Origin of the sequence: Streptomyces sp. NBC_00669, from assembly GCF_036226785.1 — a bacterium.
In the GTDB taxonomy this organism is placed as follows: domain Bacteria; phylum Actinomycetota; class Actinomycetes; order Streptomycetales; family Streptomycetaceae; genus Actinacidiphila.
The window spans coordinates 5,737,654-5,761,816 of the sequence record NZ_CP109018.1; the positions used below are offsets into that span (position 1 = coordinate 5,737,654).

The 24,163-nt window shown below is 73.7% G+C and carries 15 protein-coding genes; 7 read left to right on the plus strand and 8 right to left on the minus strand.

Annotated elements, in window-relative coordinates:
- Positions 1 to 28 precede the first annotated feature (28 nt).
- On the plus strand, positions 29 to 1,399 hold the full coding sequence (locus OG896_RS24105; protein ID WP_329368575.1) for a sensor histidine kinase: 1,371 nt from the start codon (positions 29 to 31) through the stop codon (positions 1,397 to 1,399).
- 131 nt (positions 1,400 to 1,530) lie between these two features.
- On the opposite strand, the gene OG896_RS24110 is transcribed toward OG896_RS24105, so the two are convergent.
- The 5 genes from OG896_RS24110 to OG896_RS24130 all read right to left on the minus strand — a co-directional run bounded on the left by OG896_RS24110 (position 1,531) and on the right by OG896_RS24130 (position 8,425).
- Positions 1,531 to 2,433 (minus strand): DivIVA domain-containing protein, encoded by a 903-nt coding sequence (locus OG896_RS24110; RefSeq protein ID WP_329368577.1) that lies wholly within the window; start codon positions 2,431 to 2,433, stop codon positions 1,531 to 1,533.
- Between the two features lie 176 nt (positions 2,434 to 2,609).
- Positions 2,610 to 5,348, minus strand: a complete 2,739-nt coding sequence (locus OG896_RS24115) for an SUKH-4 family immunity protein (RefSeq protein WP_329368579.1) — start codon at positions 5,346 to 5,348, stop codon at positions 2,610 to 2,612.
- A gap of 8 nt (positions 5,349 to 5,356) precedes the next feature.
- Complete coding sequence (locus OG896_RS24120; protein WP_329368581.1) at positions 5,357 to 6,367, minus strand: SMI1/KNR4 family protein; 1,011 nt, start codon at positions 6,365 to 6,367, stop codon at positions 5,357 to 5,359.
- Between the two features lie 180 nt (positions 6,368 to 6,547).
- Positions 6,548 to 7,246, minus strand: coding sequence for a hypothetical protein (locus OG896_RS24125; protein WP_329368583.1), 699 nt, complete (start codon positions 7,244 to 7,246; stop codon positions 6,548 to 6,550).
- Between the two features lie 288 nt (positions 7,247 to 7,534).
- Positions 7,535 to 8,425: a hypothetical protein gene (locus tag OG896_RS24130; protein ID WP_329368585.1), complete on the minus strand. Its 891-nt coding sequence runs from the start codon at positions 8,423 to 8,425 to the stop codon at positions 7,535 to 7,537.
- A 329-nt stretch (positions 8,426 to 8,754) separates the two neighbouring features.
- Here OG896_RS24130 and OG896_RS24135 point away from each other — a divergent pair, with 329 nt between their 5' ends.
- Both OG896_RS24135 and OG896_RS24140 read left to right on the plus strand, forming a co-directional pair.
- Positions 8,755 to 9,264: a YwqJ-related putative deaminase gene (locus OG896_RS24135; RefSeq protein ID WP_329368587.1), complete on the plus strand. Its 510-nt coding sequence runs from the start codon at positions 8,755 to 8,757 to the stop codon at positions 9,262 to 9,264.
- Positions 9,261 to 9,758, plus strand: a complete 498-nt coding sequence (locus OG896_RS24140; protein ID WP_329368590.1) for an SUKH-3 domain-containing protein — start codon at positions 9,261 to 9,263, stop codon at positions 9,756 to 9,758. Before OG896_RS24135 ends, OG896_RS24140 begins: the two co-directional genes overlap by 4 nt.
- Before the next feature lie 130 nt (positions 9,759 to 9,888).
- On the opposite strand, the gene OG896_RS24145 is transcribed toward OG896_RS24140, so the two are convergent.
- Positions 9,889 to 10,644, minus strand: a complete 756-nt coding sequence (locus OG896_RS24145) for an SDR family NAD(P)-dependent oxidoreductase (RefSeq protein ID WP_329368592.1) — start codon at positions 10,642 to 10,644, stop codon at positions 9,889 to 9,891.
- Between the two features lie 204 nt (positions 10,645 to 10,848).
- On the opposite strand from OG896_RS24145, the gene OG896_RS24150 reads away from it, so the two are divergent.
- The 3 genes from OG896_RS24150 (at position 10,849) to OG896_RS24160 (ending at position 15,133) form a co-directional block, all read left to right on the plus strand.
- Positions 10,849 to 11,454, plus strand: a complete 606-nt coding sequence (locus tag OG896_RS24150) for a TetR/AcrR family transcriptional regulator (protein ID WP_329368594.1) — start codon at positions 10,849 to 10,851, stop codon at positions 11,452 to 11,454.
- Positions 11,455 to 11,789: 335 nt separating this feature from the next.
- Positions 11,790 to 12,566, plus strand: coding sequence for an ABC transporter ATP-binding protein (locus OG896_RS24155; RefSeq protein ID WP_328464833.1), 777 nt, complete (start codon positions 11,790 to 11,792; stop codon positions 12,564 to 12,566).
- Entirely contained in the window at positions 12,563 to 15,133 is a 2,571-nt protein-coding gene (locus tag OG896_RS24160; RefSeq protein ID WP_329368596.1) for an ABC transporter permease, read from the plus strand. Before OG896_RS24155 ends, OG896_RS24160 begins: the two co-directional genes overlap by 4 nt.
- Before the next feature lie 153 nt (positions 15,134 to 15,286).
- Here the strand turns inward: OG896_RS24160 and OG896_RS24165 are convergent, their stop codons facing one another.
- Positions 15,287 to 18,475, minus strand: a complete 3,189-nt coding sequence (locus OG896_RS24165; protein ID WP_329368597.1) for an N-acetylmuramoyl-L-alanine amidase — start codon at positions 18,473 to 18,475, stop codon at positions 15,287 to 15,289.
- Between the two features lie 275 nt (positions 18,476 to 18,750).
- On the opposite strand from OG896_RS24165, the gene mfd reads away from it, so the two are divergent.
- Entirely contained in the window at positions 18,751 to 22,347 is a 3,597-nt protein-coding gene (mfd, locus tag OG896_RS24170; RefSeq protein ID WP_329368599.1) for a transcription-repair coupling factor, read from the plus strand.
- Between the two features lie 89 nt (positions 22,348 to 22,436).
- On the opposite strand, the gene OG896_RS24175 is transcribed toward mfd, so the two are convergent.
- Positions 22,437 to 24,119: a DUF2079 domain-containing protein gene (locus OG896_RS24175; RefSeq protein WP_329368601.1), complete on the minus strand. Its 1,683-nt coding sequence runs from the start codon at positions 24,117 to 24,119 to the stop codon at positions 22,437 to 22,439.
- Positions 24,120 to 24,163 lie beyond the last annotated feature (44 nt).

Below are 24,163 nucleotides of genomic sequence, written 5' to 3' on the forward strand. Positions count from 1 at the left end.
GCTCCGGGTACCGCCTACGCTGGACGGCATGAGTACGACGGGGGCGCGCGTACCGGACGAGGAGGCCGACGCGGCACACGCGGGGTCCTGGTCCGGCCTGTGGTGGTGGACGAGGCGGCGAAGTGTCGCGCTGGACGTGTCGCTGGCGGCGGCCTCGGCGCTGGAGGCGTCCTTCGAGGGCGCCACGTTCGCGGCGAGGATCGGGATCGTCAGCGGACTGGGCGCCCTGATCGGGTTGCTGGTGGGCGCGATGCTGGTGCTGCGCCGGCGCTGGCCGATCGCGGTGGTGCTGGTCGCGATCGCGGTCACCCCCGCGCAGACCGGCCTCATCCTGTCCATGGTGGGCTTCTACACCCTGGCCGCGTCCGAGGTGCCGCGCCGGCTGACGGCGCTGTTCGCCGGGATGAGCGGCCTGGGCACCATGCTCGTCGCCTTCGTGAGCATCGAGTCCAGCGTGCGGCACTCCAGCAGCCGGCTCGGGCTGCCGCTGGTGCTGGCCATCTCGATCCTGGTCGCCTTCGGCCTCACCGCGCCGCCGGTGCTGTTCGGGCTGTACGTACGGGCCCGCCGCCGGCTGGTGGAGAGCCTGCGGGACCGGGCCGACGGCCTGGAGCGCGAGCTGGAGCTGCTGGCGGAGAAGGCGCTGGAGCGGGCCGAGCGGGCGCGGGCGGCCGAGCGGGCCCGGATCGCCCGGGAGATGCACGACGTGGTCGCGCACCGGGTGAGCCTGATGGTCGTGCACGCGGCCGCGCTGAAGGCGGTGGCGCTGAAGGACCCGGCCAAGGCGTCGGCGAGCGCGGAACTGCTGGGCGACATGGGGCGGCAAGCGCTCACCGAGCTGCGGCAGATGCTCGGGGTGCTGCGTTCGGCCTCGGGCACGGGGACGGGGGATGCCACGCCCCGGGCGAAGTACGCGGGTGGCGCGGCGGACCCGGCGGCCGGCGAGGCGGGGGTCGACGCCGCGGCCGAGGCAGGGGTCGAGGCGGGGCTCGGCCACGAGCCCGACGCCGGGCCGAGCCTGGCGGAGCTGGCGCAGCTCGTACAGGAGTCGCGGGCGGCCGGGATGGGGGTCGAGCTGGCCGTCGAGGGCGAGCAGCGGCCCTGCGGGCGGCGGATCGAGGCGACCGTCTACCGCGTGGTGCAGGAGGCGCTCACGAACGTGCGCAAGCACGCGGTCGGGGCGAAGGCGCAGGTGCGGCTCGCCTACCGCGAGGCCGAGGTGGCCGTCCTCATCGTCAACGGCCCGGCCGAGGCGGTGGTCGCCACGGCGCTGCCGAGCGGCGGGCACGGGCTCACCGGGATGCGGGAGCGGGTCACCGCCCATGGCGGCGGGTTCGCCGCCGGCCCCACTCCCGACGGCGGCTTCCGCGTCTCCGCGATGGTCCCGACGGCGCCCTGACCCCCGGGGTACCCCGCGCAAGGGGCGCGTGGGGGCGGGCAACCCTCCACCGGCAGGTGCGCCCCGAACCGGCAGGACGGCGCGCCCCGGTGGGTCAGGGGGTGCCCCGCGCGTCAGCGGCGCCGCACGCGTCAGGGGCGCCCGGTCAACTCCGAGAGCGTGGCCTTGATGTGCGCCAGGTGCGCCCGCACCTCGTCCCGGTGCAGTTCGTGCTCCCGCAGCACCCGCTCCGCGTCCCGCCGCACCCTCTCCTCATGGGTGCGCGCCTCCGCGATCAACGCGTCGGCCCGCGCGTCGGCCTCGGCCTGCTGGTCGCGCAGCGCCGCCTCCGCGTCGGCCCGCTCCTGCTGCGCCTGCGCCAAGCGGCGTTCCGCGTCGGCGAGCAGCCCGGACAGCCGGCCGTCGACCACGGCCTGCTGCTCGGCGAGCTCCTGCTCCAGGCTCTCGACCCGCTCGCGCTGCTCCGCGTCGACGGCGGCCCGGTCCCGGTCGACCTGCTGCTGCATCGCGTCGAGCGCGGCGCCGGCCTCGCCCCGTACGGAGTCGGCTTCGGCGCGGGCGGCGCCGAGGATCTCCGCGGCGCGCCCGCACGCCTCGTCCAGTACGTGCTGGGCCTGCTCCTCGGCGGCGGAGAGCCGTGCGGACGCGGCCGCGCGGGCCTCGTCCTGGAGGGTGCGGCGGGCGGTGTCGGCGGCGTCCCGGGCGTACTGCGCCTCGACCTCGGCGCGTTCGCGTACCGCGGCGGCCTCGTCCTCGACCATCTGGAGCAGTTCCTGCGCGCCGGCGCCGAGCCGGGCGAAGTCGGTCGGACCGAGCGCCTCGACCTGCTGCCGCAGGGAGGTGCACTCGGCGTCCATCTCGTTGGCGAGCACGGTCAGCCGGGCGGCCCGCTCCCAGGCCGCGTCCCGGTCCTCGGACAGCTCGTCCAGGAAGCGGTCGACCTGGTCCGGCCGGTAGCCGCGTCCGCGCGCCGCACCGAACCTCTCCCGTGCCTCCGGCTGCGTCTGCGTCGATGCGGACGTATCACTGCTCATGGCCACTGCCCCTCGCGACGTCGGGCCGTTCCCGTGTTCCCATTTATCGCTTATGCCCGAATTGTAAGAGCCTCGACACTCCGACTGTCTCCTACCCCGGAAACGCGGACGGGCCGAGCGGAAGACGCAGCTTCCACCCGGCCCGCACGAAACGGCCGCACATCCGTACGATCCGCCTACAGCAGCCCGTCCCACATCTGCTCGACCAGCACCGACCACCAGTTGTCGGGCGAGGCGATCGCGGCCGGGTCCTGCGCGGCCAGTTGGGCCTGGAAGTCCACCGTCCAGTGCCCGGCCTGCTCCGGCGTCAACCCGATCCGCAGCCGCCACATCCGGCCCAGCAGCGCCATGCAGCGGGCGAACTCCGGCAGGCTGGAGTTGACGAACTGCGGCTGCGCCGGCTGCCCGCCCGGCCCGGCCTCCAGCGGCACCGCGACGATGTGCGCGGTGCCGTACTGCACGCACAGCTGGCGGCCGAAGTCGTTGCCCATCACGAGGTACGACCCGGCGTCCGCGGCCGGCTGCACCCCGCGCTGCGCGGCCAGTTCGGCGAGCGTGGGCACCGGCTGACCGGGCTGGGCCTGCGCCCAGAAGAACGGCGAGAAGTCGACCGGCAGCCCCGACCACATCAGTGTCTGGGCCACGATGTCCGGCACGCCCTGCCGGGACACGGCCCGCTGCTCGAACCTGAACACGCCCTGCGGCCCGAACGCGCTCGCCACCTCCTGGCCGATCACGTCGAGACCGACCGGCGGCACCCGCAGCACGCTGTGCGGATCGGGCATCGGCACCCGCTGCGGCTGCGGCCGGGCCGGGGCGCCGGCCACCTGGTGCAGCTCGCCCTGGTGGGTGAGCAGGTGCTGGACGCCCTGCCGGCGGCCGGCGTGGTCGCGGCCGTACGGCGCGGTGTGGCTGATCCGCACCTGCGGCCAGGTCTCCCGGATCATCCGGGTGCAGTAGCCGCCGGGCAGATCGCAGGACTCCAGCTCGGTGTGGAGTTCGAGCACCTGCTCCGGACGGATGCCCAGCGAGCGCAACTCGTGCAGGATCTGCCACTCCGGGTGCGGGGTGCCCGGCGCCGACCGCCGGATGAGCTGCTGCTCGCTGCCGTCCTGGCCGCGGTAGCGCAGCACCGCCATGTAGCCGGGGCCGACCGTGGGCACCGCTCCGCCCTGCGGGTAGCCGTATCCGGGCGGCGCGGGCGGGGCCATCGCCGGCCCGCCCATGCCGGGCGGCGGCGGGGGCGGGGTGCCCATGCCGGGCGGCGGCATGCCGGGTCCGGCGAGCATGGTGGCCGCGTAGTGCGGGTCGTTGCCCGCGGGCGGCGGGGTGCCGGCACCGGGGGGCGGAGTGCCCATTCCCGGGGGCGGCGGCGGAGTTCCTGCTCCGGGCGGCGGCGGGGGCGGGGTGCCCATGCCGGGCGGGGGCAGGGTGGGTCCGGCGAGCATGGTGGCCGCGTAGTGCGGGTCGTTGGCCGCGGGCGGCGGGGTGCCGGCACCGGGCGGCGGGGGCGGCGGGGTGCCCGCGCCGGGCGGGGGCGTGCCCATGTACGGGGGCGGCGGGGGAGGGCCGCCCGCGCCGGGACCGGGCGGGGTCGTGCCGGGTCCGGCGAGCATGGTGGCCGCGTAGTGCGGGTTGTTGCCCGCGGGGGGCGGGGTGCCCGCGCCGGGTGCGGGCGGACCGGAATATGGCGGCGGGGGCGGGGTGCCCTGAGCCGGACCCTGGCCGGGGCCCTGACCCTGGCCCGGTGCCTGGCCCTGGTTCGGCTGCCGGCCGATGTCGGCGGGGCCGGGGCCCACGGGCGCGGCCGGACCGGCCGGACCGCCCGCGCTGCCCGGCGGCGGCAGCGGAACCGCCGGACCACCGGGCGGCGGGTACTCGGAACCGCCGATCGTGTGCGGCACCCCGGGCCGGGCCGGGGGTGCCGGTTGCTGTTGCTGTTGCTGCGGTGCGGGCGCGGTGCGGGGCAGCGAACTCCGCCCGGACAGCAGCTCGGTCCTGGCCTCCGCGCCCGTCGCCGGCTCCTCGGCCTGGTCCGTGTCGCTGATCGGCGGGGCGAAGACGGTCGCCGGCACCGGGACGGACTGCCCCTCGCCGGAGTCGTTCACCGTCTTCCCGGCCCAACTGCCGCCGCCCGAGCTCTGCGAGGGCACCGAGCCGGGCCGCCGGTAGTCGATGCCGCCCGAGCCGGAACCCGTGGGGCCCGGCGCGCCGCCGCCCGTCGATCCGGCGGACCCGGACCCGGACCCGGACCCGGAGTCGGCCGCTGCCGCTGCCTGCTGCCCGTCCGGCTGGTCGGCCGGGCCCGGACGGGAGGCGCCGCTGTCGCCGGGGCGCCGGTAGTCGATGCCGCCCTGCGCGCCGGAACCCGCCGCGGCAGCGGCCGGCGCCGCGCCGGACCCCACGTCCTGCCCGCCGCCGTCGCCGGGACGGCGGTAGTCGATACGGCCGCCGGTCGAGGGCGCCGGCTCCCCGGCCGCCGGGGCGTCGCCCGCCGCGGGAGCGGGCACCGGGGGCTGCTCGGCGGCGGACGGCCGGCGGTCCGGGATGCCCATCCGGTCGGCGGCGTCCTGGAGCCACTGCGGGGGGCTGAGCAGGAACGAGGTCGCTTCGAGGTCGAGTCGCTGGGGCGGCTCGGGCGCCGCGTCATCGGGCACCGGGCCGTACTCCTCCTCGTAGCGGCGAATGAGTTCGCCGATGGGCAGAGCGGGCCACAAGGTGGCGTCGCCGCTGTCACGGGCGATCACCACCCGGACCGACCCCTCGTCGGAGGACGGGCCGTCCTCCCGGGCCTCGGACCACACCACGAAGCCCAGGTCGAACTCCCGGACCCGGATCTCCCGGGTCTCGTACGCGGGGACGTCCGCGTTCACCCAGCGCTCCGCGCGCTCCTGCGCCTGCGCGAAAGTGACCATGTGCTGTCTCATCCCTCCACGGCTACGGCGTCGGCGAAGCCGCCGTCGACCATCAGATTCGCGACCGTGTCCAACTCGGGTGGATTGCCGGCCAGTCGCAGCAGGAACTCGTCGAACGAGTCGCCGCAGGGCAGCAGCAGGTCGGCCACCCGGTCCGCCGGGGTGTCCCACCCGTCGCCGTCGCGCGCGTCGTCGTAACCGCAGAACCAGACGGAGCCGGTGCCCTCGCCCTTCACCCGGACCGCGAGGAGGCCGCCTTGGACGTAGCCGATCGCGAGGTAGTCCTTGGTGAGGTGGTCGCGCAGGCACTTGTTGACGTACACGAGGTCGTTGACCGCCGCGTCGTCGCGGACGGTGAAGAACGGCTGGTCCAGCAGCAGGCCGAGGCCGGGGTCGAGGGCGACGCCCTGGGGGGCGCAGCCGCCGGCGGCCTTCAGGAAGGCGCGGTACGCGCCGGGCAGGCGGTACCCCAACTCCTCCTCCACGTCGCGGACCTGCTGCTCGGTGACCGCGACCGGCTCCTTGGGCAGCCCGAAGTGCACGGGGCGGGTCTCCTGGAGCGGGCGGGTGCCGCGCTTGGTGTGGTCGGCCACCGAGGTGGCCAGCCCGCCGTGGTGCCGCAGCAGCGACTTGACCTCGACCGGCACCAACTCCAGCCGGCGGCTGCCGCGGACGTGGTGCCAGGTCCAGCCGTGCGGGGTGGCCACCGGCAGCAGGTTGCCCCACAGTTCGTGCCCGGCGGCGTGCAGGGCGGCGTTCGCCGAGACGTAGTCCGTCAGGCGCAGTTCGTCCACGCCGAAGCCCTCCGGAGGCTCGGCTATCTCCGCCGCCGCGCGGGCGTACGGCGAGAAGTCGGGGTAGCCCTCGTCGTCCACCCACACGCCTTGCGGGTGGCGGGCGGCCCGGACCGGGTCGGGAAAGTGCACGACCTGTCCGGCGTAGGCCGCGTTCGGTGGCGCGGCCTGCGCGGCGGCTACGGGTCCGGGAGGTGATCCCAGCCCTTGCGGGCCTGTGGTCATGGCGGTTGCCCCCTGCTGCGTCTGAGCTGATGACGACAGCCTAGGGGGTCCGGCAAGAGCGGCGTGGGTCCCGTCCTCGTCCCTGTGGACAACTCGGCCACCGCCATCCGGATCGCCCCGATCGGCCCCGGATCGGCCCGGTTTCGCGACGGCTCCCGCCCGCCGCAGCCGGTACGGGTCTCAGCTGCCGCCCGCCGCGGCCCGCAACTTGGCGACCTGCTTGCCGGCGATCGCCGGGCGCAGCGACGCGGTCTTGTGGTCGGCGCGGACGGTCTCGAAGGCGGCGGTGGAGTCGCCGACCCGGAGGACGGTGACCAGCGCCACCCCGGAGGCCCCGAGGGCGGGGTCGGTGACGGTGTAGGTGACCCGCTGGTCGCCGTAGGTGCCGGCGGAATCGGCGGGCCCGGTGGACGGGTCGACGCTCTTGACCGTGAACTGCGACGTCCGGCCGTTGCGCGTGACCTTGTAGCCGGGGCAGTGGGCGACCGCGGTGGACAGCTGGTCGAGCACCTGCTTCGCGCGGCCCGCCGGATACGACGCCACGACCTCCAGCGAGATCGTCTTGGCGCCCGCGTCCTTGGCGGCGGTGTCGGTGACCAGCGCGCCGGTGTAGACGGTGCGGGCCAGCTTCGGCTTGAGGCTCCACTGGTCGGCCACCGGCTGGCACGCGGCGGGGTCGGTGGTCTGCTCGTCGCCCAGGAGCTGGCTCGTACTGGTCGCGGGCACCACCTTGAGGTGGTCGAGGTCCTTCGCCGTGATCACCGAGCGGGTCAGCTTCCGGGACGCCGCGCTGCCGCTGCCGCTGTCCTTGCTCTTCCCGCCGCCCCCGCCGCCCCCGCAGGCCGCGGTGAGCGCGAGCGCGGGCAGCAGTACGGCCACTGCCAGCACCTTGCGGCTACCGGTCGGTAGGCGACGGCGTGCGCGTATCCGCATCGATGAGTACCCCTGTGTCGTGTGCGGGCCCGGCTGCGCGGCGCCGCCCCTGCCCGCGTGCCGCGTCCGGTCCGGAGCGTCCCGGCCCGGCCCTCGCGGGCGTGGGCCCGCTGCCGCGCGACTCTACGGCACCGGGCCCGCCCTGCCTCCTATGGCACTGCTCACAACACGATCACCACACGGTCACGGTGACGCACTCCTCCTCTCCGGCCGCCGTCCCGTGCGCGGCGCCGCTCACTTCCGCGCGGCCAGGGCCGCCCGCAGCTTCCGGTCCTCCTTGCGGGCGACCTCCAACGGCACCTGCCCGGCGCCCCCTTCGGTCTTCGTCGACAGGTAGGAGGTCACGGTGTCGCCGGTGCGCACCACCGTCACCAGGGCCGCGCCGGTCTTCCTGTCCGCGGTGTCGGTCATGACGTACGCCACCGACTCGTCGCCGACCTTCACCGCCGGGCCCTTCCCGACCCGGAAGGGCGTACGGGTGCCGTTCTGGTCGCGGGCCTCGAACGCGGTGCAGGTGGCGAGCGCGCCCTTGATCGCGGCCATCACCTTCCGCGCGTCGCCCGGGGCGTGGCTGGCGATCAGCATCCGGTCGATCTCCTTTGGGGCCTCACCGGCCGTGGGAGTGGCCTCGGCGAAGGTGGCGCCGACCGACGCCATCCGGTGGATCGCGGGCTGCGAGCTGCTGACGTCGGCCAGCGGCCGGCACTCGGGCTTGTCGGCGACCAGCACCGGCGAGCCGCTGGTGTCGTCCTGCGCGCCCAGGTCGTCGGGGTCGAAGCCCCCGGCCGGCGCGGTGGTCGCGGTGCCGTCGTCGGTCTGCGTCATCTCGATCACCCAGCCGGGCACGTCATGGTCGGTGACGAGCGCGCGGGAGAGCTGGGCCACGCTCAGCGGCGCCTTGCCGGCGTCGACCGACGCCTGGGCCGCGGAACGCCCGCCGCCCTTGCCGCCGTCGGCGTCGGTGGAACCTGAGGAGCCGGACGAGCAGCCGGCCGCCAGCAGCAGCGCGGGCAGCACGGCGAGGGCGGCGGCGCGGGCCCGGGCGCGTGGGGGACGCCGCGGGCGGGGGACACGTCGTACACGGCGGGCGCTCGGGGCGTCCGCGTCTCTTCGGGCACGGTGCATGGGGTCACGTTCCCTGGGTCGTGTGTGTGGGGGGATCGGCGCCGGTTCGCGGCGCCGATCCGATCCTCCCGGTCGCGAACGGCCCCGTAAACGGCGCGCGGTGACGCTGTGACCGCGCTGTGTGCCGGCGGCCGGCCGGTGAACGGCGGCAGATGTGCGCGCTGCGTGTCCATGGCGCCGACGTAACGTCACAAGACGGTGACATGGCCCACACAGGAAGGTCGCCACACCGCGTTCCGCTTCCCCATCGGATGGCCTGTTTGGCACTCTGATTCGGCATACGGGGGAGCTGCCGCCTTGGGCGGATGGATGACGGAACGGGGCAGGATATGACAACTCGCCTACCAGCGGCGGGCACCGCCGACCCGAGGCTGAGCTGGAGCGCTGCCCGCGACCCGCTGGAGCCCCCGGTGCTGCGGCACCGCAGGGACGGCATCCTGCCCGCGATCGCGGCCGCGCTGTCCATCCGCGACGAGGTGCTGACCTGCACCGGCGCCAAGGGGGAGCAGCCGCCCGTGCTCCACCCGATCGTGCAGGAGTTCCTGGACGCGCTGCCGGTCGCCCAGCGCGAGCGGTTCACCGGGCGGTGCCCCGAACCGGTGCTGATTTCACGTCACCTGACGGCGGTGGAGGCGACCCGCGGCAAGCGGGCCTCGCGCCGCCCGCTCACCCAGGGCGAGGCCCGCAAGGCGCTTCGCGGCGCCAAGCTCACCGCGCGCCGGATACGCGAGGACGGCGACCCCGCGCACGGCGCCTACGCGCCGCCCTGCCGCTCCTGCGCGCCGCTGCTCGCGCACTTCGGGGTGCGGCCGTTCGACCCCGGCGTGGGGCGGGCGTGAGCGCGGGCACGGCCGGCGGCACGCGCTTCCCGGTGGGCGTCGACGCCGCGTTGCGGGCGGCCGGGTGGCAGCCGGGCCGCTGGGACATCAAGCAGGCCGAGGAGTGGGCGGACCGGCTGCGCGGGCACCTGTCGCCGGGCGGCCACCAGCACGCGGTCTTCCCGGCCGCCGTCGAGGCGTGGGCGGAGTTCGGCGGTCTGACCATCCCCCCGGTGTCCGGGCCGGGCCGGCAGGTCGCGCCCGCTCCGGTCGTCGTCGACCCGCTGCGCGGCCTGCACCTGGCCCGCACCTTCGGCGACCTCGGGCGCGCCCTGGAGACCGAGATCAGCCCGATCGGCGAGGAGTCCGGGTCCGGCGCGCTGCTGGCGATCGACCCCGACGGCAGGGTCTACGCGGTCGACCACACCGGCGACTGGTACGTCGGCGCGGACATCGACCGCGCGCTGTCCGCCCTGGTCGGAGGGGTCCGCCCGGTCCGCCTCACCATGAGCTGAGCCGCCCCGGGCAAGGCACCCCGGGCAAGGGCCCCGGCCCGCAAGGCGGCCGCCCGGCCCGGCCGCCTGCCCCGGCCGCATGCCCCGCCCGCAGGTCCGCCCGGTCCGCCGCGCCCTCCGCCCGTACCGCTCACACCGCCGTGAACCCGCCGTCCACCGGCAGGATCGCCCCGTGGATGTGCGACGCCTCGTCGCAGGCGAGGAAGGCCACCGCCGCGGCCACCTCGTCCAGGCGGCCGAGACGGCCCGAGGGAGTGGTCGCCAGGAGCGGCGCGAGCTGGTCCGCGTGGGCGATGTTCTCCTCGGTCGCGGTCGGGCCGGGGGCGACCGCGTTGACCCGTACGCCGCGCGGACCGTACTCCGCCGCCCAGGACTTGGTCAGGGAGTGCACCGCGGCCTTGGTCATGCTGTAGAGGGCGGAGTTGGCCCAGCCGCTCGTGCCGCTGATGGAGCCCATGTTGATCACGACGCCGCTGCCGCGCTCGGCCATCGCGGGCACCAGCGCGCCGGTGAGCTGGAAGGCGGACTTCACGCTGACCGCGTAGGCGGCGTCCAGGGTCGCCTCGTCCACCTCGGCGGTCGGGCGCGGTTCGAGCAGCAGCGCCGCGTTGTTGACCAGGATGTCCAGCCGGCCGCCGACCGCGGCCAGGGTCGCGTCCGCGAGGCCGCGTACGGCCGCGCCGCCCGCCGCGAGGTCGGCCGGCACGAACACCGCCCGGCCGCCGGCCGCCTCGATCTCCTCCGCCACCGCCTCGCCGCGTTCGGCCCGCCGGCCGCTGACCACGACCAGCGCGCCCTGGGCGGCAAGGGTGCGGGCGACCTGCGCCCCGATGCCCGATGTCGAGCCGGTGACCAGGGCGGTCCTGCCGTCGAATCGCCGTTCCATGACTGTCGTCCTCCTGGGTGCTGCCCCCGACTGGTGTCCGCGGTGGCACGCGGTGCTGCGGCGCGCCGACCGGTGCCACCCGTCTCGCGACCTCGGCGTTCTCCCGACGCCTGGTGGTGCTCCTTGGTGGCAGGGCCGAGCGTGGCACCCAGAAAGTGGACCAGCAAGTCCAGAAAACGTGCCGCGGTGTGCGACGCTGGGGGCATGACGCAGCAGCCGGTCAGGTTCACCGCGAAGGGCCGGGCCACCCGGCAGCGCATCGTCGAGGGCGCCGCCGCCGAGATCCGCGCCCGGGGCGCGGTCGCCACCACCCTGGACGACGTCTGCCGGGTGACCGCGACCAGCAAGAGCCAGCTCTTCCACTACTTCCCCGGCGGCCGGGAGCAGTTGATGTACGCCGTCGCGGAATACGAGGCGGACCGGGTGCTGCTGGACCAGGAGCCGTACCTGAGCGACCTGACCTCCTGGGCGGCCTGGGACGCGTGGCGCGACGCCGTGCTCGCCCGCTACCGCCAGCAGGGCACGACGTGCCCGCTGGGGGTCCTGATGACCCAGTTGAGCCGCACCACGCCCGCCTCGCGCGAGGTGACCGCGCGGCTGCTCGAACAGTGGCAGCGCAAGATCACCGACGGCGTGCTGGCGATGCGCGACCAGGGCGCGGTCGCGCCGGGCGTCGACGCCGAACGGGCGGCCGCGGCGCTGCTCGCCGGCATCCAGGGCGGGGTGTCGATCCTGCTGCAGACCGGCCGGCTCACCCACCTCGAAGCCGCGCTCGACGTGGGCATCTCGGGGCTGCGCGCGGGCGCCTGACGGCACGTCCGCCGGGGCCGCCGACCGCCGACCCTGAGCCGCGTCTCCGACCGTGGTACCAGACCCCTAGGGGGAGACACCTACTTTCGGCGCCCACCGGTTCGTACCGGCGGATGACGATCGGGTGCCGGGCGGTGCCTACGGTCATAGGGCGGGATGGAACCGCTCGCCCGCACCTCGGAGGTGGGGATAGCCCCACCCCCGATCCGGAGACCTGCCCCATCGTCAGGTGCGGCACGCTCCGGCAGGCTCATGGACACAAGGGCGATCGGCGCCCCGCACGCACGCGGTCACGTACGACGACACCACCACGGGAGACAGAAGTGACGACGGCTATGACGGTTCCCACAGCCGGGGGCAGCGGAGAACGTACGGCCGTTGCCGCCGCAGGACGGTCGGTGACCAAGGCGTACGGCTCGGGCGAGACCCGGGTGGTCGCGCTGGACGCGGTGGACGTGGACATCGCCCGCGGGCGCTTCACCGCGATCATGGGCCCCTCCGGCTCCGGCAAGTCGACCCTCATGCACTGCCTGGCCGGTCTCGACACGGTCAGCGAGGGCCGGATCTGGATCGGCGGGACCGAGATCACCCACCTCAAGGACAAGAAGCTCACCCAGCTGCGCCGGGACAAGATCGGCTTCATCTTCCAGTCGTTCAACCTGCTGCCCACGCTGAACGCGGCGGAGAACATCACGCTGCCGATGGACATCGCCGGCCGCAAGGTCGACCGCGAGTGGATGGACCGCGTGGTGGAGACCGTCGGCCTGGCCGGCCGGCTCAAGCACCGCCCGACCCAGCTCTCCGGCGGCCAGCAGCAGCGCGTCGCGGTGGCCCGGGCGCTGGCCGCCCGGCCGGAGATCATCTTCGGCGACGAGCCGACCGGCAACCTGGACTCCCGGGCCGGCGCCGAGGTGCTCGGCTTCCTGCGCCGCTCGGTGGACGAACTCGGCCAGACCATCGTGATGGTCACCCACGACCCGGTCGCCGCCTCCTACGCCGACCGCGTGCTCTACCTCGCCGACGGCCGGATCGTCGACGAGATGGTCAGCCCGACCGCCGAGTCGGTGCTGGAGCGGATGAAGTCCTTCGACGGTCGCGGGAGGACCTCGTGACCGTCTTCAAGACGTCGGTGCGCAACTTCTTCGCGCACAAGGGCCGCATGGCCCTGTCCGGGGTCGCGGTGCTGCTGTCGGTGGCGTTCATCTGCGGCACCCTGGTCTTCACCGACACCATGACCGCCACCTTCGACCGGCTCTTCGGCAACACCGCCTCCGACGTCACCGTCAGCGCCAAGGAGGTGAAGAACGAGCAGGCCACCGGCATCCCGGACACCCTGCCCGCCTCCCTGCAGGGCACGTTGGCGCACGTGAAGGGCGTGGTCTCCTCGGTGCCCGACGTCACCAGCCAGGACGTCACCGTCGCCGACGCGCACAGCGACAAGATCAGCCCGTCCTCCGGCGCGCCGACCGTCGTCAGCAACTGGGACTCCACCGAGACCAGGGCGGTGAAGCTCACCTCCGGCCACCTGCCCACCTCGGACACCGACGCCGTGATCGACGCGGACACCGCCAAGGCGAAGCACCTGAAGATCGGCGACACGCTGCGGGTCATCGCGCAGCCCGGCGACTTCAAGGTCACCCTCAGCGGCATCGTCACCTTCAAGTCGACCAACCCCGGCGCCGCCGTGGTCTACGTGGACACCGCCGTCGCGCAGTCCAAGCTGCTCGGCCGCGCCGACGCCTACACCGGCTACGGCCTGACCGCCGCCAAGGGCGTCTCCGACGAGCAGCTCAAGGCGAACGTGAAGGCGGCGATCGGCGGCCACTACACGGTCGACACCGCGAAGGAGACCACGAAGAAGCAGGAGGACGACCTCGGCGGCTTCCTGAACTTCATGAAGTACGCGATGCTCGGCTTCGCCGGGATCGCGGTCCTGGTCGGCATCTTCCTGATCGTCAACACCTTCTCCATGCTGGTCGCCCAGCGCACCCGGGAGATCGGCCTGATGCGGGCGCTCGGCTCCAGCCGCCGCCAGGTCAACCGGTCGGTGCTGATCGAGGCGGTGATGCTCGGTGTCAGCGGCTCCGTGGTCGGTATCGGCGGCGGCATCGGTCTGGCCGTCGGGCTGATGAAGCTGATGGGCAAGGCCGGTCTGAAGCTGGACAGTTCCGAGCTGACCATCAAGGCCACCACCCCGATCGTCGGCCTCGTCATCGGCGTCGTCGTCACCGTGGTCTCCGCGTACATCCCCGCCCGCCGGGCCGGGAAGATCTCCCCGATGGCCGCGCTGCGCGACGCCGGCACCCCGGCCGACGCCAGGGCCGGCCGGATCAGGGCCGCGATCGGCGTGCTGGTCTGCGCCGCGGGCGTGCTCGCCCTGGTCGCGGCATCCCAGTCGGACAAGGCGTCCTCGGGCGGCGGGATGCTCGGTATCGGCGTGCTGCTGTCGCTGGTCGGCTTCGTCATCGTCGGCCCGCTGCTCGCCGGCGTGGTGGTCCGCGCGGTCAGCGCCGTGGTGCTGCGGTTCTTCGGCCCGATCGGCCGGCTCGCCGAGCGCAACGCGCTGCGCAACCCGCGCCGCACCGGCGCCACCGCCTCCGCGCTGATGATCGGCCTGGCGCTGGTGGCCGGCATGTCGGTGGTCGGCTCGTCCATGGTGGCCTCCGCCAACGACCAGCTCGACAAGTCCGTCGGCGCGGACTTCATCATCGAGGTCGGCAGCAACGGCTCGCAGCCGATCACCCCGGCCGCCGCCAAGGCGATCAGGTCGGCGTCGGACCTGGACCACATCACCAACTACACGATCGTCAACGGCACCCTGACCACGCCGTCCGGCAAGAAGATCAAGGGCCAGCTCAGCGCCGCCGACAGCACCTACACCCAGGACGTGCAGCTGGCGACCACGCAGGGCAAGCTGTCCGACGCCTACGGCAAGGACGCGATGTCCGTGCCGGAGCAGTTCGCCAAGGACAACCACGTCAAGGTCGGGGACACCATGACCGTGGCGCTGGTCGGCGGGCGCACCGCGCACCTGAAGATCGCCGCGGTCACCAAGGGCGGCACCGCCCTGGAGAACGGCACCCTGTTCACCAGCATCGACACCGCGCGGACCTACCTGCCGGCGGACAAGATGCCCGGTGACTTCCTGATGTTCGCCAAGGCCGCCGACGGCAAGGAGAAGGAGGCGTACGCCTCCCTGAAGGCCGCGACGCACGACTACCCGCAGATCGACGTGCGCGACCAGGCCGACTACAAGCACCTGATCAAGGACCAGGTCAACCAGCTGCTCTACATGATCTACGCGCTGCTGGCGCTGGCGATCATCGTGGCGGTGCTCGGCGTGGTCAACACCCTGGCGCTGTCGGTGGTGGAGCGGACCCGGGAGATCGGCCTGATGCGGGCGATCGGCACCTCCCGGCGCCAGCTGCGGCGGATGATCCGGCTGGAGTCGGTGGTCATCTCGCTCTTCGGCGCGCTGGTCGGCCTCGCGCTCGGCCTGGGCTGGGGTTCGGCCGCCCAGCAGGTGCTCGCCTCCCAGGGGTTGCAGATCCTGCGCATCCCGTGGAGCACGATCGTGATCGTCTTCGTCGCCTCCGCGGTCGTCGGCCTGCTGGCCGCGCTCCTGCCGGCCTTCCGGGCCGCGCGGATGAACGTACTGAACGCGATCGCCACCGACTAGGAAGGCGGCCCGGCCGGACCCCGGCCGGGCCGTTCCCCGGCCCGCACGTGACACAAAGCGGCCCCGGATGCGCAGGACTTCTGCGCTCCGGGGCCGCCGCGTCACGTGCCCCGCGCACGCCGCCCGCAGCGGGCGGCGTGCGCGTTCCGGCGTCTAGGACGTGAAGTAGCCGGTGATGTCCGCCAGCAGGTTGACGCTGCCGGCCGAGTTGTAGAAGTCGACCTTGCCGTCGACCACCGGGACCACCACCAGGTTCGGGATGGTCTGCCCGGTCGGGAAGTTGAGGCTGGAGGTGTTCGGCCGCGTGGTGCCGTCGGGGTAGACGATGACGTGGCCGGTGGTGGTCGGGCTGACCGCGGTGACGTTCATGACCACCGCCGTCACCCCGCTCGCGGGCAGGCCGCCGTGGCCGGTGAGCGGCAGGGTGACGGTCTTGCCGCCGGCGACCGCGCCCTTGACGCCGCCGGTGCCGTTGCGGGTGTCCATCAGCCGGGTCGGCCCGGTGGAGTGGAAGAGCGAACCGCTCGCCGCGTAGTAGCCGGTGACGTCGGCGAGCAGGTTGACGCTGCCGGCCGAGTTGTAGAAGTCGACCTTGCCGTTGACCACCGGCACCGTCACCAGGTTCGGGATGGTGGTCTTCGCCGGGAAGTTGAGGCTGGAGGTGTCCGGCTGGGTGGTGCCGTCGGGGTAGACGATCAGGTGGCCGGTGGCGGTCGGGCTGACCGCGGTGACGTTCATGACCACCGCCGTCACCCCGGTGTCGGGGATGCCGGTGGTGCCGCCGGTGACCTGGAGCGAGACCGTCTGCCCCGCCGTCACCGGACCGGTCACCCCGCCGGTGCCGTCACGCGTGTCCATCAGCCGCTCGGGGCCGACCGGATCGAACCGCGACCCGCTGCTGGACGAGGTGTAGTAGCCGGTGACGTCGGCGAGCAGGTTGACGCTGCCGGCCGAGTTGTAGAAGTCCACCTTGCCGTTGACCACCGGCACCACGACCAGGTTCGCGATCGTGCGGCCCGCGGGGAAGTTGAGGCTGGAGGTGTTCGGCTGGGTGGTGCCGTCGGGGTAGACGATGACGTGGCCGGTGGTGGTCGGGCTGACCGCGGTGACGTTCATGACCACGCCGGTCACACCGCTGCTGGGCACCCCGCCCTTGCCCGCGACCTGCAGGCTGATCGTCTTGCCCGCGCCGACCGCGCCCTTGGTCACGCCGGTGCCGTTGCGGGTGTCCATGATCCGGGTCGGGCCCGCCGCGGTGAACGTCCCGGCCGGCGGAACCACCGCCGAACCCGCCGTGACGTCGCTCGCCTTGACGAAGCCGAGCCGGTGGTTGAACCGGATCGGGTAGTAGACGGTCGTGCCCACCACCCGCGTCTGGTCGCCCGGCGCGCTCTGGTCGATGTTCTTGGCGTAGTAGTAGTCGGCGTTCACCGGGTCGTCCGCGACGTACGACTGGCCGGCCGGGATCGTGTAGCCCAGCGGCGCCACGATCTGGGTGTCCTCGCTCGCCACCCCGGCGATCACCGACGGGTACGCGGACGCCTCCGGGTAGGCCCGGCCGTACACCGGGACCGCGCTGCTGCCGGCCGGTGTGACCACATGGCGCGCGGTGTTGCCGTTCGCGACCGCGAACCGCCCGCCCGGGTTGTAGAACCACGCCTTCTGGCCGCCGTACCAGATCGCCGTCCAGTCGCCCTGGACGCCGGCCACGACGAACGACTGCCCGGCGACCGCCTTGTCGGTCACGTCGGCGGCCTGCGTGGTGCCGTTGGCGACCTTGTTGGCCGCCATCACCGAGTCGCCGATCAGCGCGGCCGACGAGGACGGCGAGGTGCGCAGGTAGACGAAGCTGGTCGGCTGCGCGGCGCACGGGTTGGAACTGCAGCCGGTGACCGTCGGCTCGTTCGCCGAGGTGAACGGCGGGTCGATGGTGACCTCGCCGCCCACCACCGGGGTGCCGCCGCCACCGGGAGTGGCGCCGAGCAGGTCGAGGTAGTGCGACCAGTTCCAGTACGGGCCCGGGTCCCAGTGCATGCTGGTGAGCTGGGCGGTCTGCGGCGAGGGCACGTCGTCGTGGCCGAGGATGTGCTGCCGGTCGAGCGGCACGTCGAACCGGTTCGCCAGGTAGCGCACCAGCGCCGCCGACGACTCGTAGAGCGACTCGCTGTACCAGGACGCGCCGGAGATCGCGATGCCCTCGTGCTCGATGCCGATCGAGTGCGCGTTGATGTAGTAGTTGCCGGCGTGCCAGGCCACGTTCTTGGTCTGCACGACCTGGGTGACCAGCCCGTCGGACGAGCGCACGATGTAGTGCGGGGTGGCGTACTTCGTCGGGTCCTGGAATATGCCCAGCGCGCTGCTGTAGCTGCCCTCGGTGTCGTGGATGACGATGTACTTGATGGAGTTGCCGTCGGCCGGGCGGTTCGCCAGGTCGTAACTGCCGTACTTCGACTTGTCGTTCGGGTCGGTCTGCTTGTAAGCGGCCGGCACGTAGTTGCACGTCAGGCCGGACGGGCACTCGGGCGTCGGGTTCGCGGCGGGGGTGGCGGTACCGGCCGCGCCGGCCTTCGTCTCCTGCGCGGCCTCCGCGGTCGCCGACGGCAGGCCGAGGTCCTTCAGGGCCGAGGTCCTGGGCGCCACGGCCGGCTCGGCCGCGAGCGTGACCAGCTGGCCGTCGGCGGTGGTGCGCGAGGCCCCGGCCCGCAGCGTGGTGTAGACGCGGTCCGCGTACTGGCCGGCGCCCTGGGCGTCGGTGGACTGGCTGAAGCGGGCCACGGCGCCGTACCAGGCGCCCGGGTCGGCCGGCAGGGAGCCGGCCAGCTGCTTCTCGTAGTGCGCGAGCAGCGCGGCGCCGCCCCGGACGCTCTGCAGCGGGTCGCTGCGCAAGCGCGCCTGCGACGTCCCGGTCAGCGCGGCCGCCGCGTCCAGCGTGCGGTAGGCGGCGGTCGGGCCGGCCGCCGACGGTGTGGCGGTGGCGCGCGGCGTGGTCGGGGCGGCACTGCCGCCCTCACCGCGCTGGCCGGTGTCCGGCGCGGTGCCCGCGGCCCGCAGGGCGGCGGTGTCCACATGGGTCAGGCCCATGACGTTGTAGTTGCCGGTGGTGCTGGGTGCTCCGGCGTGCGTGTCCCACAGCGACTGGTGGTAGGCCACCGCCATGAGCAGGCCCTCGGGCACGTGGAACTCCTTCGCGGCGCTCGCGAAGTCCCCCTGCAGCGTGTCGCGCGCGGTGCCGGCTGTGCTGCCCGCCGTGCTGCCCGCGGCGCTCGCGCCGCTCCTGGCCGGTGCGGCCTGCGCCACACCCGTCCAGGACAGTGCGCCCGCGACGACGGCGGCCACCGCCACCGTCCACGCTCCGCGCGGCCCCCCGCGGCGCCCCTGATCTGCCTCTCTCAAGGCCCCTCCCCACAATCCTCGGTTTCCGGGGCCCGGTGTGCCGGGCCCGAAGCTGGCAACGTAGCAGCACGCTCCCCGGGCGCGGAGGCGCCAGGAGCGGTCCGGCGGTGGCTGTCACCGGTACGTCGTACGCTGGAGGTACCCCCGGCCCGTGCGACGTGTCGGGCGCTTCGCGTTGCTCTGCCCTCTTCTTTCGGGCCCTCTTCTTTCGGGACGGAACCCTGATGAGTCTGAACGGTCTGGTCGACGTCGTCGTCGAGGACGCCGCTCTCGCCGAGGCGGTCGAGTCCGCCGCCGCGGGCAACCGCCCGCAGGTGGACCTGGTCGGTCCGCCCGCCGCGCGCCCCCTGGTGGTCGCCGCGCTGGCCGCCCGCGCGCGCCGTACGGTGCTCGCGGTCACCGCCACCGGCCGCGAGGCCGAGGACCTGGCCGCGGCGCTGCGCTCCCTGCTGCCGCCGGACACGGTGGCGGAGTACCCGTCGTGGGAGACGCTGCCGCACGAGCGGCTGTCCCCGCGCAGCGACACCGTGGGCCGGCGGCTGGCGGTGCTGCGCCGGCTGGCCCATCCGCACGCCGACGACGTGGTGGCCGGCCCGGTCCAGGTGGTGGTCGCGCCGATCAGGTCGGTGCTCCAGCCGCAGGTCAAGGGGCTCGGCGACCTGGAGCCGGTGTCCTTGCGCAGCGGTGGCAGCGCGGATCTGGACGCCGTGGTCGACGGACTGGCGGCGGCCGCGTACGCCCGGGTGGAGCTGGTCGAGAAGCGCGGCGAGTTCGCGGTGCGCGGCGGCATCCTCGACGTCTTCCCGCCCACCGAGGAGCACCCGCTGCGGGTGGAGTTCTGGGGCGACGAGGTCGAGGAGATCCGCTACTTCAAGGTCGCCGACCAGCGCTCCCTGGAAGTCGCCGAGCACGGCCTGTGGGCGCCGCCCTGCCGCGAGCTGCTGCTGACCGAGCAGGTCAGGGCCCGGGCGGCGGCCCTGGCGGCCGAGCACCCCGAGCTGGACGAGCTGCTGGGCAAGATCGCCGAGGGCATCGCGGTCGAGGGCATGGAGTCGCTGGCCCCGGTGCTGGTCGACGACATGGAGCTGCTGCTCGACGTGCTGCCGGCCGGTTCGATGGCGGTGGTCTGCGATCCGGAACGGGTCCGCACCCGGGCCGCGGACCTGGTGGCGACCTCCCGGGAGTTCCTGGAGGCGTCCTGGGCGGCCTCGGCGGGCGGGGGCGCCGCGCCGATCGACCTGGGCGCCGCCTCCCTGTGGTCCATCGCCGACATCCGGGAGCACGCCCGCCGCCTCGGCACCCCGTGGTGGTCGGTGAGCCCGTTCGCCGCCGACGAGCAGGGCGCCGCGCCCGCCGGACCGTACGACGAGCGCCCCTCGCTCGGGCCCGAGCTGGAGTTCGGCGACACCCTGCGGCTGGGCATGCACGCCCCCGAGCTGTACCGCGGCGACACCGCCCGCGCGCTCGCCGACACCAAGGGCTGGCTCGCCGAGGGCTGGCGCACGCTCTACGTCACCGAGGGCCACGGCCCGGCGGCGCGGCTGGTGGAGGTGCTGGGCGGCGAGGGCATCGCGGCCCGGCTGGACCCGGAGCTGACCGACCCGGCCATGCTGGCGCCCTCCGTGGTGCACGTGGCGACCGGCTCGCTGGAGCACGGCTTCGTGGACGCCGCGCTGAAGCTCGCGGTGCTCACCGAGACCGACCTGTCCGGGCAGCGCTCCACGGCCAAGGACATGGGCCGGATGCCGTCGCGGCGCCGCAAGACCATCGACCCGCTCACCCTCACCGGCGGCGACTACATCGTGCACGAGCAGCACGGCGTCGGCCGCTACGTGGAGATGGTGCAGCGCACCGTCCAGGGCGCCACCCGCGAGTACCTCGTGGTGGAGTACGCCCCGGCCAAGCGCGGCCAGCCCGGCGACCGGCTCTTCGTCCCCACCGACCAGCTCGAACAGGTCACCAAGTACGTGGGCGGCGAGGCCCCCTCGCTGCACCGGCTCGGCGGCGCGGACTGGACCAAGACCAAGGCGCGCGCGAAGAAGGCGGTCAAGGAGATCGCCGCCGACCTGATCCGGCTGTACTCCGCGCGGATGGCCGCGCCCGGCCACACCTTCGGCCCCGACACGCCCTGGCAGCGCGAGCTGGAGGACGCCTTCCCGTACGCGGAGACGCCCGACCAGCTGACCACCATCGCCGAGGTCAAGTCGGACATGGAGAAGTCCGTGCCGATGGACCGGCTGATCTGCGGCGACGTCGGGTACGGCAAGACCGAGATCGCGGTGCGCGCCGCGTTCAAGGCGGTCCAGGACGGCAAGCAGGTGGCGGTCCTGGTGCCGACCACCCTGCTGGTGCAGCAGCACATGGGCACCTTCGCCGAGCGGTACTCCCAGTTCCCGGTGAACGTCCGCGCGCTGTCGAGGTTCCAGACCGACAGCGAGGCGAAGGCGGTCCTGGAGGGGCTGCGGGAGGGCTCCGTCGACCTGGTGATCGGCACCCACCGGCTCTTCTCGTCGGAGACGAAGTTCAAGGACCTCGGCCTGGTCATCGTCGACGAGGAGCAGCGCTTCGGCGTCGAGCACAAGGAGCAGCTCAAGAAGCTGCGCGCCAACGTCGACGTGCTCACCATGTCCGCGACGCCGATCCCGCGCACGCTGGAGATGGCGGTCACCGGCATCCGCGAGATGTCCACCATCACCACCCCGCCCGAGGAGCGCCACCCGGTGCTGACGTTCGTCGGCCCCTACGAGGAGAAGCAGATCGGCGCCGCCATCCGCCGCGAACTGCTGCGCGAGGGCCAGGTGTTCTACATCCACAACCGGGTGGAGTCCATCGACCGGGCCGCGGCGCGGCTGCGCGCCATCGTGCCGGAGGCGCGGATCGCCACCGCGCACGGGCAGATGGGGGAGTCGCAGCTCGAACAGGTGGTGGTGGACTTCTGGGAGAAGCGGTTCGACGTGCTGGTGTCCACCACGATCGTGGAGTCCGGCATCGACATCGCCAACGCCAACACCCTCATCGTCGAGCGCGGCGACACCTTCGGGCTCTCCCAGCTCCACCAGTTGCGCGGCCGGGTGGGCCGCTCCCGCGAGCGCGGCTACGCGTACTTCCTGTACCCGCCGGAGAAGCCGCTCACCGAGACCGCGCACGAGCGGCTGGCCACCATCGCCCAGCACACCGAGATGGGCGCGGGCATGTACGTCGCGATGAAGGACCTGGAGATCCGCGGCGCGGGCAACCTGCTCGGCGGCGAGCAGTCCGGGCACATCGCGGGGGTCGGCTTCGACCTGTACGTGCGGATGGTCGGCGAGGCCGTCGCGGACTACCGCAACGCGCTGGAGAGCGGCGGCGAGCCGGAGGAGGAGCTGCTGGACGTGAAGATCGAGCTGCCGGTCGACGCGCACGTCCCGCACGACTACGCGCCCGGCGAGCGGCTGCGGCTCCAGGCGTACCGGTCGATCGCCGCCGCGAACAGCGAGGAGGACATCGCCGCGGTGCGCGAGGAGCTGACCGACCGCTACGGCAAGCTGCCCGAGCCGGTGGAGAACCTGCTGCTGGTGGCCGCGTTGCGGATACTGGCCCGCAAGGTCGGCGTCGGCGACATCACGCTCCAGGGCGGCAACGTCCGCTTCGGGCCGGTCGAGTTGCGCGAGTCCCAGGAGCTGCGGCTCGGCCGGATCTACCCGCGCTCGGTGATCAGGCACGCCACGAAGCAGGTGCTGGTGCCGCGCCCGGCGACCGCCCGGATCGGCGGGAAGCCGGTGGTGGGCCGCGAACTGCTCCAGTGGACCGCGCAGTTCCTGACCACGGTGCTCGACAACTAGGCGCGGGGCAGCCGGGTGCCCGGCTGCACGAGGCGCCCGCGGTACGGCGGGCGCCTCGGCGTGGTACCGGCCCGTTCCACCGGCTTGCCCTACCGGCCGCCCGATGTGAGGTGGAGCACCACATATCCCTGGTTGTCGGCGACCATGCTGTAGGTGGCGGCCGGGTGCAGCTGCTTGGCGTACGTCACCGGGTCGCCGGCCCAGCCGGATGTGTTGTCGATCGCGATGTACTGCGGGGTGACGCCCTGGGTGTCGCCGACCCAGTACACGGTGGTGCGGTGCACCAGGTGGCTGATCGGGCCGACGTTCGCCTCCACGGTGGCGCCGTCGGGGATCTCGTCGAGGGTGTGCTCGATCGCCTTGGTGCGGGCGTCGACCTTGTAGGTGGCCGAGTGGCTGAGCGATGCCAGGGGGAGGGTCAAGGTCAGCGCCAGGGCGGCGCCGGCCGCGGCCGCGGGCAGCCCGGAGGCGTAGGAGCGCAGCCAGGGGCGCGGGCTGCGCCGGGAGGTCACGGCGGCGTCCACGAGGGCGAGCATGACCACCGGCATCAGCACCGCGCTGTAGTGCCAGTCGGTGCCCCAGTAGTGGTCGTCGTGCGAGACGAACCGCCAGCCGATGGTGGGCAGCGCGGCGAGGATCAGCGGGGAGCGCAGGGCGAGCAGCCCGGTGGTGGGCAGCAGAATCCACAGCAGGGTGTGGGCCGCGGTGTCGAACGGGATGTGCCCGGGCATCGGGGCGCCGTTGCCGTTCAGCTTGTTCCAGTAGTCGTACCCGCCGGTCTTGTTGAACGCCGGGATGATCACGGCGAAGGCGAGGGCGGACATGGCGACCCCGAAGCCGGCCAGGCCGATCGCCCAGGGGCCGAAGCGCAGGGCGTCGGACAGCCGCCCGCCGTGGGCGCCGTGACCGGTGCGGCCGTCGCCCTCGGTGCCGGGGTCGGTGGCGGAAGCGGGGCCGGCGGTGGCGGGACCGGTGCCGGACTCCGCGGCGGGCTCGCCCGGCGCGGTGCCGGTGTCCGTACCGTGGTCCGTGTCGGCGCGCGCCGCGTCCACCGCCTCGGCGCCCCGCTCCTCCCGGGTGCGCCACCACACGATCACACCGATCGCGGCGGCCGTGACACCCATGTCCTCCTTGACGAAGACCAGCGGCACCGCCCACCACATCGCCGCCGCCCAGCGCTTGCGCAGCACCGCCTCCAGGGAGAAGGCCAGCAGCGGCATCGCGAACGCGATCTCGTGGAAGTCGAACTGGACGGCCTTCTGCACGCCCCACGACAGTGCGTAAGCCACCCCGATCGCGAGCCCGCGGCCCCGCCCGAGCAGCAGCCCGGCGACCCGGGTCACCGGGATCACCGACACCGCGAACAGCAGCGCCTGGGCGACCAGCAGCGTCACCGGGGTCGGGAAGACCCGGTAGAAGGGCGCGATCAGCGCGGTGATCGGGCTGAAGTGGTCGCCGAGGATGTTGAACCCCGGGCCCTTGAGGTCCGCGACCGGCGCGTGCAGATGGGCGTAGGACTTGATCGCCTGCTCGAAGATGCCCAGGTCCCAGGACATCGTGAGCAACTGCCGGTAGCGGGTCACCGACAGCGCGGTGTAGGCGGCGAAGAAGACGACCGCGAGCACGTAGGGGTCCGCGCCGGCGCCGAACCTGCGCAGCCGCAGCCCGGTGCCGCCGGCCCCGCCGGCGGCCTTGGCCGCGCCCGCGCCCGCCACGGCATCGGCGTCGGCGTCGGCCTCCTGCGCCGGGATGACGGCCTCGGCCCTGTCCATCGTCGTCCTCCAGCGGAAGCGGGGTCGGGGTCTGCCGGAAAAGA

Excerpts from the sequence above, each read along its gene's own strand:
- OG896_RS24105 (WP_329368575.1), top strand. The coding sequence starts at position 29 with ATGAGTACGACGGGGGCGCGCGTACCGGACGAGGAGGCCGACGCGGCA.
- OG896_RS24110 (WP_329368577.1), bottom strand. The coding sequence starts at position 2,433 with ATGAGCAGTGATACGTCCGCATCGACGCAGACGCAGCCGGAGGCACGG.
- OG896_RS24115 (WP_329368579.1), bottom strand. The coding sequence starts at position 5,348 with ATGGTCACTTTCGCGCAGGCGCAGGAGCGCGCGGAGCGCTGGGTGAAC.
- OG896_RS24120 (WP_329368581.1), bottom strand. The coding sequence starts at position 6,367 with ATGACCACAGGCCCGCAAGGGCTGGGATCACCTCCCGGACCCGTAGCC.
- OG896_RS24130 (WP_329368585.1), bottom strand. The coding sequence starts at position 8,425 with ATGCACCGTGCCCGAAGAGACGCGGACGCCCCGAGCGCCCGCCGTGTA.
- OG896_RS24135 (WP_329368587.1), top strand. The coding sequence starts at position 8,755 with ATGACAACTCGCCTACCAGCGGCGGGCACCGCCGACCCGAGGCTGAGC.
- OG896_RS24145 (WP_329368592.1), bottom strand. The coding sequence starts at position 10,644 with ATGGAACGGCGATTCGACGGCAGGACCGCCCTGGTCACCGGCTCGACA.
- OG896_RS24150 (WP_329368594.1), top strand. The coding sequence starts at position 10,849 with ATGACGCAGCAGCCGGTCAGGTTCACCGCGAAGGGCCGGGCCACCCGG.
- OG896_RS24155 (WP_328464833.1), top strand. The coding sequence starts at position 11,790 with ATGACGGTTCCCACAGCCGGGGGCAGCGGAGAACGTACGGCCGTTGCC.
- mfd (WP_329368599.1), top strand. The coding sequence starts at position 18,751 with ATGAGTCTGAACGGTCTGGTCGACGTCGTCGTCGAGGACGCCGCTCTC.
- OG896_RS24175 (WP_329368601.1), bottom strand. The coding sequence starts at position 24,119 with ATGGACAGGGCCGAGGCCGTCATCCCGGCGCAGGAGGCCGACGCCGAC.